Source organism: Acidobacteriota bacterium (genome assembly GCA_035471785.1).
Taxonomy (GTDB): Bacteria; Acidobacteriota; UBA6911; order RPQK01; family DATIPO01; genus JANQFM01.
The window spans coordinates 17,020-28,978 of the sequence record DATIPQ010000010.1 but is presented as its reverse complement, the minus strand read 5'-3'; the positions used below and the strand labels follow the sequence as shown (position 1 = coordinate 28,978).

Here is an 11,959-nt window from a genome sequence, read left to right as displayed (position 1 = left end):
GCCCCACGGCCCGCTATCCGCTAACGAGGGAAGGAGTCAAGATCGCATGAGATGGGTACGTTTCGATGACAATGGAAGACCGGCCTTCGGCGTCCTGCGCGAGGACCGTCTCTATCCGGCTTCTCTGACTTGGGCAGAGATCCTGCAGGGCCGTCCTCCGCGGCTGGAGGAGAGCATTGATGCCCGCAAGGCCTCTTTGCTGGCTCCCCTGCAGCGCCCCGGCAAGATCGTGGCCATCGGACTCAACTACCGCGATCATTGCCGCGAACAGAAGATCGACATTCCCGACAGTCCGCTGATGTTCACCAAGTTCACCACCGCGATTGCAAATCCAGGCCAGACGGTGCGCTGGAGCAGGCAGCAGACCCAAAGAGTGGACTTCGAGGCGGAACTGGCCGTCCTCATCGGGCGCCAGGCCCGCGACGTCTCCCCGGGCGAAGCTCTGGGCCACGTTTTCGGCTACACGGCCGCGAATGACGTCAGCGCCCGCGACCTGCAATTCGCCGACGGCCAGTGGGTACGGGGAAAGAGCCTCGACACCTTCTGTCCCCTGGGGCCGATGCTGGTGACCGCTGACGAGATCCCATCGCCCCAAAACCTGTCGATCCGCTGCCGGATCAACGGCAAGACCATGCAGGACAGTTCTACCTCGGAAATGATCTTCCCGGTGGCCGAGCTGATCTCTTTTTGCTCCCGTTGGTTCACCCTTGAGGCCGGAGACCTGATCCTCACCGGCACGCCTCACGGAGTGGGCATGTTTCGTGAGCCGCCCCTCTTCCTTGAGGACGGCGACCACATGGAGGTCGAAATCGAGGGGATCGGCCGCCTGCAAAACACCTGCCGGGTCGGCTCCCGTAAGGGCGGTCAGTGATCCAGGATAGAATACTGCTGATGTCGAGGCCCGCAGGCACCATAGTGATTTGGCTCTTGCTCCTAGGCCACGCTAGCCCGCAGCCCCGGGCCATGGTCCAGAGCCAGGCCCGGGTGCAGGATGCTCGAGCAGAAGAGAAGTGGCTTCTGGACAGGCTCGACTCTCCACTGCCGCAATTGGGAGCTTTCTTGCCCGGACAGGCTTTGGAGCGGGGATCGCAGCAGTCTGATTTGAGGGCTCCCAGGCGAGTCTCCATGAATCAGAGGCTTGCCCGTGTGGAATCGGAGTTCCCCTTGCAGATAACGTCCGCCGAAGAGGACCTGCTGCGGGTGCTGTTGGTGAGCCGGCGTGAACGCACGCAGTGGATGCTGGGCGCCAGCCGGCTCTTTCTGCCTGAAGTGGAACGGGCTCTTGAAGCCGAGGAGGTGCCGGGCGAGTTGAGGTTTCTTCCTCTGGCGGCCTCGGCCTGGGATCCGGATTTCCAAGGCGGGGGACGGGCTGGACTGTGGGGTTTCGACGCTCCGACCGCACGCCTCTATGGTTTGCAGGTGAATGAGCAGGTCGATCAAAGACGGCATCCCAAACTGTCGTCGCGGGCCGCCGCGCGCCGCCTCAAGGATCTCCACGAGGCTTTCGCCGACTGGCGTTTGGCTTTGGCCGCTCACGGCGCGGGACCGGCGGTGGTGCGCAGTGCCATGATCAAAGCCGGTCCGCAGGCCGGCTACGAGCAGATGCGCGTCCACCTGCCGGTGCAGGCTCGTGGATTGGTTTCTGCTTTTGTGGCAGGCGTTTACCTGTCGATGTTTCATAAAGACGAAGAGCTGATTCCAGCTCGCGTTCAGCTACCTGACTCAATGGTCTGGATCGATCTTGAGACAGCTCTCGACCTCGATCGCCTGTCGGCGCCGTTGGGCGTTTCATCTGACCTTTTGAAGGCCTGGAATCCGCATTTCCTGAACGGCTTGGCGGCGGCTGAGGGAGAAGACGATCTGTGGCTGGACGCCGCCTTGCAGGAGTCCTTTGAGAAGGCCCTGCCGGGATTGACAGCCCTGGCGCCTTTAGAGCAGGAGAGACAGGTTGTTGCCACGGCCACGGTTTCTCAAGCTTTGGCCTACGACGATCTGGAGACCACCAGCCTTTACGTGGTGCGTCGGGGGGACAACCTGGGAAGAATCGCCAGCCGCTACGACGTCACCGTGAGCCAACTTCGGTCCTGGAACGGCCTGCGGGGAGACCTCATCTATCCGGGACAGGAGTTGGTGTTGCACGCTCCGCCTCCTCCCTCCCGACCCGGAGGTGAGTACTACACGGTGCGAAGGGGGGACACGCTGTGGGCCATCAGCCGCCGCACGGGCGTTTCGGTGGGCCGCCTGGAGGGCCTCAACCCCGAAGTCCACCCCCGCAGCCTGCGCCCCGGCATGCGTTTACGTCTGCAATAGCTCTCTTGCATAGCTCAACGTGAACTTTTGGTCCTGACCGGAGTCTCAATTAATCGGTACACTAAATAGGGTGCGTGTCGGAGCGAGGAGAGCCTGTCTTTGAGCAGCCGAGATCCCATTGCAGCGAAACCGAGCCCGTCCGAGGCCGAAGAGAAGGGGCCACTGGTGCGTCCCTTTCGCGTCTTCTCGGTCTTGTTCACGGTTGCCGTACTGCTGCTGCTCTTCATTCTCCTGGTCCCTTCCGGACGGCTGCAGATCACTCAGGACCTGACGCTCAGGTTCATCTCCGTGGAGCAGTTGAAAGGCGAGGGCGAGCCGGACTACGCCGACATCGGCCACATCCTGGCGGCTCATTCCCAGGAACTTGAGGAGACGACTGGGTTGCCTCAGTCGAGCGAGAAAGGCCCGGGGGGCGAAGAGCCGCCCTCGAAAACTGAGATGACGCGGCCCCGGCCCTCGCGCGTCGAGGGCAAGGGGGCCGATGAGATCGCCCAGATCCTGCGCACCATCGAGAATGCCCAATCCCTTGAGCCTTTCTTCCGGGCCCTGGTCGAGGAAAGCGGGCAGGAAGTCGTGCGGGTTGTGCATTACGGCGACTCGCAAATCGAAGGCGACCGCATCAGCGATTATCTGCGCCAGCGGCTGCAGGAGCGCTTCGGCGGGTGCGGAGTGGGTCTGATTCCCATCTACGATCCCATGCCCGTCCGCATTTCTGTGGAGCAGGAAGCGGAAGGCGACTGGCACTACTACGTGCCTTTCGGACGACTCGATGAGTCGATCCCTCACGACCGTTTCGGAATCATGGGCGCCATTTACCGCTATCAGCCCTATCCCCAGCCTGCACCGGCCGAAACCGGCTCGGAAGACTCTCACCCGGTCCAGCAGGAGCCGGCTCCGGTAGAAGCTCAAATGCCGCCGGAGGAACTGCGCGCTTCGGTCACGGTGCGGCGCTCCAAGCTGGCACTCCCCACGGCCCAACGCTTCGAAGAGGTGCGGTTGCTGACGGGAGACGTCGAGCAGCCCGTCCCCATACTCTGGGAAGCGGGACAAGAGATGCAGCGCGGCAGGCTGGAGCCTGCCCGTTCGCCCCGCATTTATCGGCCCGACTTGGAGCCGCCGCTGGAGGAGTTCACCTTGCACTTCCTCTCCGGGCCCAGTCCGGACCTCTACGGCATGGCCCTGGATTGCCCTCAGGGCGTGGCCGTGGACAATGTGCCGCTGCGGGGCTCCTCGGGCATCTTCGTGCATCGCTGGAGCAGGGAATCGATCGCCTCCCAGATGAACAGTCTCAACGTCCGCCTCATCATCTGGCAGTTCGGCGTCAACGTGGTGCCCTACCTCGAAGACAACTACGAATTCTACCGGCGCAACCTGGAAACCAGCCTGACGCTGCTCAGGCAAGCCTATCCCAAGGCCGCCGTGCTGGTGATCGGCATCTCCGACATGTCGCAGAAGGACGAGGCGGGCTATTACCGGACCCGCTCCAACGTGGAGGGAATCCGCGACGCCCAGAGAAGCGCGGCACTGGCCAGCGGATGCGCCTTTTGGGACCTCCACGAAGCCATGGGTGGACGCAATTCCATGCCCTCCTGGGTCAAGGCCGAGCTGGCCACTTCCGACTACACTCACTTCAATCCCCGAGGCGCCCGCATCGTCGCACGCATGCTCTACAATGCGCTTTTGGCCGGTCAGAAAGAGGTCCTTCCTGAGGACGAGCCCCATGAAGAAGAGATCGCCGCCCCGCAGAAGAGCCGAAGCGCGGAATAAGCTGCTCTGGCTGCCGCTGTGGATCGTCTGTTTGTGGACGGCGGGCTTGGCCCAGAACGGCGGGGCTCCGGACTTCGTGCGCCAGGAGCGCAACCTCATCATCTATCCCGACGGCGACAGCGCACCGCTGAGCCACTTTTTCACGGCTCTCGACCAACTCTTTCTGCGAGGCCAGAGGCAGGTGCGGGTCGTCCACCTGGGTGATTCCCATATCCAGGCCGACTATTTTTCCGGACGCCTCAGGACCTTGCTGCAGGAGTTCACCTCGGCCCCGGTCGGACGGGGCTGGATCTTTCCCTACCGGGTAGCCCGCACCAATGGTCCCGAAGACTACTCCGTCAGCTACCGGGGACGATGGAGACGCTGCCGCAACATCGACAAGGAAGCTGTCTGCGACCTGGGAGTTTCCGGGATTTCGGTCAGCACCGACGCGCCTTCAGCCTCCATCACCCTGGAAATGAAGGACGATCTGCCCTTCTCCTACGGATTCACGCTGGTGCGGGTGTTTCACGCTCCCGGAGAGGACTCCTTCCAGGTCGACCTGGGCGAGTCCGAGGAAGTGGTCCGCAGCGAGGACCGTCAAGCGGGCGTGACCCTGTTTCGCCTTCCGGACGAGCGGCGCCGTCTGACGCTGGAGCTGCGGCGCACCGAGGCCCGCCAGACTTCATTCACGCTGCATGGACTCAGCCTCGAGAATCCCTATCCCGGCCTGCTCTACCACGCCATGGGCGTCAACGGAGCCGACGCCGAGTCCTTCCTGCGCTGCGTCCTCTTGGAGGAGCACCTGGAGATATTGGCGCCCGATTTGGTCATCGTCTCCCTGGGCACCAATGACGCCATCGGCGGACAATTCGATCAGGCGCTCTTCTTGGGCAACATGGAAAGCCTGATCAGCCGCATCCGTCAGGCCGTCCCCCAAGCTTCCCTGCTGCTGACCACTCCAGGCGACAACTACCGCCGCCTCCGGCGCCGTAACCGAGTCCCCAACCGCAACAATCTCGAGGCCCGCAAAAGCGTCCTGCGGGCGGCCCAGATTTCCGATACTGCGGTGTGGGACTTTTTCGACGTGATGGGAGGGCTGTATTCCATTCGTCAGTGGCAGAGACAGGGACTCTCGAGCTACGACAAAGTGCATCTGAGCAAGCAGGGCTACCAGCTTCAGGGTGAGTTGCTCTTTCAAGCCCTGCAGCGTGCTTACCAGGCCCACACCCAGGAGGCGGGCTCCAGGCGATGATCGAGTGGCTTCAGGACGTCTTTCTCTACCACGCCGACCGTCCGCTGCTCTACACCCACCTGCTCTTCTGGGCTTTCTTCACCATCTTCTACGGATTCTTCCTGCGCATCTACAATCAACTCCGTCTGCGCAGCGCCTACCTGGCAGCCATAAGCCTCTTCCTCTACTACAAAGCCGGAGGCTATTACTTCACCCTGCTCATCTTCTCGACACTGGCCGACTATTATCTGGGCCACAGAATCTATGCGGCCCGAAGGGAGATCCGCCGCAGGCTGTTTGTGGCGGCCAGCGTCACGGTCAACCTGGGTTTGCTGGGTTACTTCAAGTACACCTTCTTTTTCTCCGACCTTTTCAACCGGCTGACCGGGTCCGACTTGCAGGCCACCAACTTCCTGGCCGTGCTCTCCAACGCCCTGACGGGGACCCAATTCGACATCTACGAAATCGTCCTGCCCGTCGGCATTTCCTTCTACACCTTTCAGACCATCTCCTACACCGTCGACATCTACCGGGGCAAAGTACGCCCGGTGAACAGCATCATCGATTTCGCCTTCTACGTCTCCTACTTTCCCCAGTTGGTGGCGGGACCCATCGTCAGGGCCGCCGATTTCGTCCCCCAGATCCGCCAGCGTTTCACTCTCTCGCGCCAGGAGATGGGACAGGCCTTTTTTCTCATTCTCAACGGCTTGACCAAGAAAATCCTCATCTCTGATTACATCTCCATCAACTTCGTGGACCGGGTTTTCGCCGAGCCCACCAAGTACTCGGGCTTCGAAAACCTGCTGGCAGTCTACGGCTACGCCATCCAGATCTACTGCGATTTTTCAGGCTACAGCGACATCGCCATAGGACTGGCCCTGCTGATGGGTTTCAGGCTGCCACTCAACTTCAACTCGCCCTACAAGGCTCTCGACATCACCGCTTTCTGGAGGCGCTGGCACATCTCGCTTTCCAGTTGGCTTCGCGACTATCTCTACATTCCGCTGGGAGGCAACCGCAAAGGACGCATGCGCACCCGCGTCAACCTGATGATCACCATGCTGCTGGGCGGCTTGTGGCACGGCGCCGATCTCAAATTCGTGCTCTGGGGCGGACTGCACGGGCTGGCGCTGGGGGCCCACAAACTATGGATGTCGCTGCGCCGGCGAATGAGCCGGGGCGAGAACCAGCCCGTTCCCTACGGCAGCCTTCCTCTTCCTCGCTGGACGTGGCGCAGTACCCGCTGGACCCGCTTGGCGGCCGGATTCGTCACCTTTCATTTCGTGTGTTTCTGTTGGATCTATTTCCGTGCCCCCTCCTTGCAGGCGGCCCACACCATGATGGCCCAGATGGCCTCCAACTTCCGCCTCGATCTGGCCCTGGAAGTGGTCGCTTCCTATCCCAGACCGTTGGCGCTGGTTGCCTTGGGATTCCTCTTCCACTGGATGCCCTGGCAATGGAAAGAGCGCTACCGGCTGGCCTTCATCGCCCTCCCCGAGCCGGCCAAGGCCGTGGTGCTGGCGGCGGCCCTGCTTCTCCTCCATCAGGCCAAGTCGGCCCAGATCCAGCCCTTCATCTACTTTCAATTCTGATCCCGGGTTCAGGGTCGGTTCTGTTCGCGGAAGCCGTCACACCTATTTGGCAGTGTACAGATATTTCGACTTGTCTTAAGATGGACCCCGGCAACAAGGGGAGAGCATGTATTTGTTTAGACAATGGGTTTTGTACCTCGTCCTGTGCCTGATTACGGTCCTGAACGCCACTGCCATTTCTTCCAGTGCTGCCGCCATCCATTTTCTCCCGGCACAAGAAGAAGCGTTGGCTGCCGGCCAGTCACGGGAGGTGTCGCTGCAACCCGGCGGCGAGTACTCGGTGGCTCTGCGGGCGGATTCCGCGGCGGCCGTCCTGGTATGGGTCGAGCAGGACGGATGCGACCTCAAGTTGCGCCTCCATCTGGCAGACGAGCAGCCGGCGCTTTTCGATGCCTCCAATCACTTTCGAGGACGCGAGCTGATTGTCCTGGCCGCCCGCGAGTCCCGTTCGGCCCGGCTGGACGTGCTGCTCGAACCCACTCAGCCCCCCTGCCGTTTCACGCTGCAGGCCGAGTCGCTGGCCGACGTCCCGGCGGACAGGATCAAGGGCGAGCAAGCGCTGATGAAGGCGGCCCGCCTGGACCAGGACGACGGTCGTCCTCAAGCGCTGCCAGCGCTTGAGGAGGCCGTACAGGCCTTTGAGGAAGCGGGCGACGACAAGCGGCTGGCCGACGCGCTTTACCAGCGCGGCTCAGCCAAGAACAACCTGGGTCAGCGGAAGGAATCGCTGCAGGACTATGCCCGGGCGCTATCCCTGGGAGAGGCGCTCGGCGATCTTTCACTGCAGGGCATGGCGCACAATTCGCTGGGCCTGATCAACTTCGGCCTGGGACAGCAGGATGCGGCCCGTCATCATCTGGCGCGGGCCGAGGAGATCTTCACCCAATCGAACGACGGAGTCGGTCTGAGCGCGGCCATCGCCAACTGGTGTCTGACGGTGCAATCGCAGGGAGACCTGCTGAAGGCCCGCGCCTGTTATGAGCGGGCCCTGCAATTGGGCCGGGAGAACCGTTTGGCCTGGCTTCAAGGCATCGAGCACACCAACCTGGCCCGGGTGGCCGACTTGTTGGGCGATCCGGAGCAGGCTCAGCACCACTATCAGCAGGCGCTGGAGATCTACGAGCAGGGCGATCGCCCTCTCAACGTCGCCCATACCTTGCAGAACCAGGCCGTCCTATTGCGCCGCATGGGCGAAGTGCAGGAAGCCCTTCTGCTCTACGAGCAAGCCCTGGAGATCTTCCGCGGCCGCAAGGAACTGGTGTGGCTGGCCCGCACGCTAACTAGCCTCGGCCGCGCCTACATGGAATTGGGCGAAGTCGATAGGGCCCGCGACTACTTCGAACAGGCGCTTCCGTTGCGCCGCCAGGTCGGGGACCGCCGCGGGGAAGGTCACACTCTGGTCAACCTGGCGGGAGCCCAGCAGGCTCAGGGAGAGATGGAGGACTCCCTGCCCAATCTGCAACAGGCTCTTGATCTCTACCGGGAACTCAAGTATCCGCTGGGGACCGTGTCGGCCCTGCGCCTGACGGGGGACGCCCAGATGGAGTTGGGGAACCTGGAGGAGGCCGAGCGCTCCTTTCGGGAAAGCCTGCAGGCCGCCCAGGACCTCAAGCGTCCATTGCAGGAGGCGGCCGCCCGCAGTCACCTCGCCAGGCTGCAGGCCCGGCGCGGAGGTGTCGAAGAGGCGCGGCAAAACCTGCGGACGGCACTGCAACTATGCGGTTCGGTGCGGCCCTGCCGGGCCGACATTCATCTGGGCGCGGCCAAAATCGAGCTGGAGGCCGGGCGTCCTGGCCACGCCGAGAGTTCCGCTGACGAGGCCATATCCATCATCGAGTCGTTGCGCGAACGCATCAGCAGTCCCGAGCGCAGAGCCTCTTATCTGGCGACTCAACGAGAGGCCTACCAAATCAAAATAGGGCTGCTGATGGGCCGCCATCAGGAAGACCCCTCGGCTGGATACGACCGGCGCGCCCTCGAACTCAGCGAGAGAGGACGAACCAGGGCGCTGGTGGAGTACCTGCGCGAGGCCCAGAGCCAGCTCGCCCAAGGAGTAAGCGACCAGGTATTGCGGCGCCGCGAAGAACTGAGGCGCGACCTCAACTACAAGGCGGCGGCCCAGTTGAGGGCCGAGAGCCGGGGCGACGAAGAAGCCGCCGCCGGACTGGAATCCGAACTCTCCCTGATTCTGGCCGAGATCGATAACCTGGAAGCCCGGATTCGGCGGCGGGCTCCGCGCTACGCAGAACTGACGCGCCCCACCTCTCTGCAAGCCCGCGAGATCCAAGCCCTGCTCGACGAGGACACCCTGCTGCTGGAATACTCGCTGTCCGCTCAAGGCCCCAGCCATGCGTGGTCGGTGTCAAGAAGCCAGATCCTCAGCTTCGGTCTGGCGCCGGGGTCACAGATCGAAGAGGCCGCCCACCAGGTCTTCCAGCGGCTGCGGCGTTTCGACCCGGGCGGGCAGGAGCAGCAGGATGAGGCCGTCAGGCGACTCAGCCGCCTCCTGCTGGAGCCGCTGGCCGATGTGGTGCAGCCCGGGCAGCGCCTGGTCATCGTCTCCGACGGGGCTCTGCATTATATCCCCTTCGCCGCGCTTTTCTCTCCCCGTGCGCCCCATAATCGTCTGCTCGACGAGCACGAGATCGTCCACTTGCCTTCAGCCTCGGCCTTGGCCGTGCAGAGAGACGTCCTGTCTCCCGCGGGTTCGAGCCCGGCCCCCGTCTCGGAGCCGGCTGCAGACGCCTGCCGTGCGGCTATCCTGGCCGATCCGGTCTTGCAGGCTTGGGACGAACGGCTTAGGGTCATGCCGTCCTCTGAGGCGGAGCGTCCCCAGGAAGGAGGTTTTCAACGCCTCCATGCTTCTCGCGGCGAGGCTGAGGCTATCGCCTCCCTGGTGCCGCAGGAGCGGGTCAGGCTGCTGACCGGTTTCGACGCCGGACTGAAGGCTTTGCAGAGCCCCTCACTCAGGGATTGCCGGGTTCTGCACTTCGCCACTCATGGATGGATCGACGACCAACGACCGGAATTGTCGGGTCTGGTGCTTTCCCAGTTCACGCCCCAAGGAAATCCCCAGGACGGATTCCTGCGCATGCTGGACGTCTATGCTCTCCAGTTGAGTACGGAGCTGGTGGTCCTGAGCGGATGCCAGACCGCCGACGGCAAGATGGTCGGCGGGGAGGGGCTGGTAGGGTTGACCCGCGCCTTCATGTATGCCGGCGTCCCCCGGGTGGTGGCCAGTCTGTGGCAGGTGCAGGACCGTGCCACGGCCCAGTTGATGCGTCACTTCTACCAGGGGCTTTGGGTCGAGAATCTGGCCCCGGCAGCGGCTCTCCAGCAGGCCCAGATGAAGATCCGCCAGGACCGCCGCTGGCGCAATCCCTACTTCTGGTCGGCATTCTTGCTGCAGGGCGAATGGCGATAGCTCCCCTGGGTGCATTTCCTGTGAGATAAACCGGCTGTTGGTGACAGAATCATAGCAATCGAAGAAAGGATAGTGCGATGCCCAAATGCAACAAGTTCAAGAAGAGATGGAAGGTGATGGAGTCGGACACCGACGTCTTTCCCGCCGGCTCGATCTACCAGATCAAGGAGGATGACCCGGACGTCTTCCAGGTCGACATCGAAACAGGCGGGCCTCCGCCTGGGGGGAGTCTGAGCAATTTCGTCTGCGAACAGAACGAACTGATCGGAAGCTACACCGACCCCGAAGGCAGCAGTTATCCCATGAAGATGACGCTGGCACTCGACCAGAACGGTATGCAGGGCTGCGTGGGCCAGCAGTGCTTCGAGGCGGGCCGGGGTTCCCCTGCCGAAGACGATCCGGTGGGCACCTGGGGAGCGGAGGAAGACCCGCCCAGCGAAAAAGAGAAGAATAAAAAAGAAAAGGGAGTCAGCAGCAGCCGCTGATCGTCCTCACCGAGCCGGCCGGCCCCTTGTGAGGGGCGGCCGGCCGAAATGGGGTGTTGGCAAAGGAAGGGGCTCTCATAGGTGGGTTTCTGAGCAATTTTGGCGGTAGCGTTTGCAAAAGGCGTCCGGATGGACATTGGTGGCACCCGCTTTGCTCGGGTGTTTGCTGTAGACGGACCCCATTTCGGCGGGTCGCCCCCATGCATGGAGCAGTCCCTTCACTTGCTCCCTCGAGAGGCCGTCCGGTCTTTCGCCGGACGGATCGTCGAGGTGTCCTTCCATGGAGTGAATGCGCTGCATGGTCTTTCTTTCTAGACGCCGAGGGGCGGAACGATGAGCAGCGGAAAGGTTTCTTCGCGCAGCACCTGATGGGCGGTTGTCCCCGCTCCCACGTAGTCGCCTTCATTGTTTCCGCGGCGGCCCAGGACCACCAGGTCGCTGCCGATCTTCTGGGCGGTTTCGACGATGGTGTGAGCGGGCCTGCGGTTTGAAATCACCATCACCCGGGTCGAGTCCGGAGCATTGTAGATCGTGACCGCTTCTTGGCATTTCTGACGGGCTTCAGCTGCATCCATTTCCCCCGCCTCTACGTGCAGCACGGTAAGAGGGCAGTCGTAGCTGTTGGCCAGCTTGGCGGAGTATTCCAGCGCCAACCTCGAGTTGTGGGAGAAATCGTAGGGGCAGAGGATGGGGTTCCAGTCGGCCGTGTTGGCGCCCTCGTCGGGGACCACCAGCACTGGGCAGGGAAGTTGTCCCACCAGGATCTCGGTGACCGAACCGACAAAGAACTTCTCGATGGTGGACCTGCTGCGCTTGGAAACCAGCACCAAGTCGGCCTTTTCGCGGCGGGCCAAATCGCTCAGCGCTTTCTGCGGCGAACCTGAAACCAGCACCGATTCGACCTTCAGGCCCCTCAGGTGGGAGCTGTCCATGAAGGTAGAGAGACGGCTCTTGTGCTCTTCCTCCCACTGGCGTTTCTTTTCAGGCGGCTGACTGTAAAGGGATGAAGGAGGCTTAAGGGCATGGGCGCCGATGATTCTGGCCTTGGCACGACGGGCCAGGCGTCCCGCATATTGTAAGGTCTTTCGCGAAGCCCCGGAAAAATCCGTGGCGAAGATGATCGTGTCTATCATTTCTGCGTTCACTCCAGTTGTGGATTGGTGTGCAG

8 protein-coding genes are annotated in these 11,959 nt (G+C 62.4%); 7 read left to right on the top strand and 1 reads right to left on the bottom strand.

Annotation, left to right across the window (positions count from 1 at the left end; translation table 11 throughout):
* Positions 1 to 46: 46 nt before the first annotated feature.
* From VLU25_01515 to VLU25_01485, 7 genes are all read left to right on the top strand, one after another.
* Entirely contained in the window at positions 47 to 871 is an 825-nt protein-coding gene (locus VLU25_01515) for a fumarylacetoacetate hydrolase family protein (protein HSR66593.1), read from the top strand.
* A gap of 254 nt (positions 872 to 1,125) precedes the next feature.
* Positions 1,126 to 2,310 carry a LysM peptidoglycan-binding domain-containing protein gene (locus VLU25_01510; protein HSR66592.1) on the top strand — a complete coding sequence of 395 codons (1,185 nt, stop codon included), beginning with the start codon at positions 1,126 to 1,128 and terminating at the stop codon, positions 2,308 to 2,310.
* 165 nt (positions 2,311 to 2,475) lie between these two features.
* Positions 2,476 to 4,077, top strand: coding sequence for a GDSL-type esterase/lipase family protein (locus VLU25_01505; protein HSR66591.1), 1,602 nt, complete (start codon positions 2,476 to 2,478; stop codon positions 4,075 to 4,077).
* Entirely contained in the window at positions 4,031 to 5,311 is a 1,281-nt protein-coding gene (locus VLU25_01500; protein ID HSR66590.1) for a GDSL-type esterase/lipase family protein, read from the top strand. The genes VLU25_01505 and VLU25_01500 overlap by 47 nt, the downstream gene beginning before the upstream one ends.
* Positions 5,308 to 6,882 (top strand): MBOAT family O-acyltransferase, encoded by a 1,575-nt coding sequence (locus VLU25_01495; GenBank protein ID HSR66589.1) that lies wholly within the window; start codon positions 5,308 to 5,310, stop codon positions 6,880 to 6,882. The genes VLU25_01500 and VLU25_01495 overlap by 4 nt, the downstream gene beginning before the upstream one ends.
* A gap of 106 nt (positions 6,883 to 6,988) precedes the next feature.
* Positions 6,989 to 10,306: a CHAT domain-containing protein gene (locus VLU25_01490; GenBank protein HSR66588.1), complete on the top strand. Its 3,318-nt coding sequence runs from the start codon at positions 6,989 to 6,991 to the stop codon at positions 10,304 to 10,306.
* 77 nt (positions 10,307 to 10,383) lie between these two features.
* A complete protein-coding gene (locus VLU25_01485; protein ID HSR66587.1) occupies positions 10,384 to 10,791 on the top strand; it encodes a hypothetical protein in 408 nt (135 codons plus the stop codon).
* Between the two features lie 311 nt (positions 10,792 to 11,102).
* Here the strand turns inward: VLU25_01485 and VLU25_01480 are convergent, their stop codons facing one another.
* Positions 11,103 to 11,924, bottom strand: coding sequence for a universal stress protein (locus tag VLU25_01480; protein HSR66586.1), 822 nt, complete (start codon positions 11,922 to 11,924; stop codon positions 11,103 to 11,105).
* Positions 11,925 to 11,959 lie beyond the last annotated feature (35 nt).

What these genes read in the sequence shown, in the direction of transcription:
- VLU25_01495 (HSR66589.1), top strand. Translation starts at nt 5,308, where the DNA reads ATGATCGAGTGGCTTCAGGACGTCTTTCTCTACCACGCCGACCGTCCG.
- VLU25_01480 (HSR66586.1), bottom strand. Translation starts at nt 11,924, where the DNA reads ATGATAGACACGATCATCTTCGCCACGGATTTTTCCGGGGCTTCGCGA.
- VLU25_01515 (HSR66593.1), top strand. Translation starts at nt 47, where the DNA reads ATGAGATGGGTACGTTTCGATGACAATGGAAGACCGGCCTTCGGCGTC.
- VLU25_01490 (HSR66588.1), top strand. Translation starts at nt 6,989, where the DNA reads ATGTATTTGTTTAGACAATGGGTTTTGTACCTCGTCCTGTGCCTGATT.
- VLU25_01500 (HSR66590.1), top strand. Translation starts at nt 4,031, where the DNA reads ATGAAGAAGAGATCGCCGCCCCGCAGAAGAGCCGAAGCGCGGAATAAG.
- VLU25_01485 (HSR66587.1), top strand. Translation starts at nt 10,384, where the DNA reads ATGCCCAAATGCAACAAGTTCAAGAAGAGATGGAAGGTGATGGAGTCG.
- VLU25_01510 (HSR66592.1), top strand. Translation starts at nt 1,126, where the DNA reads ATGAATCAGAGGCTTGCCCGTGTGGAATCGGAGTTCCCCTTGCAGATA.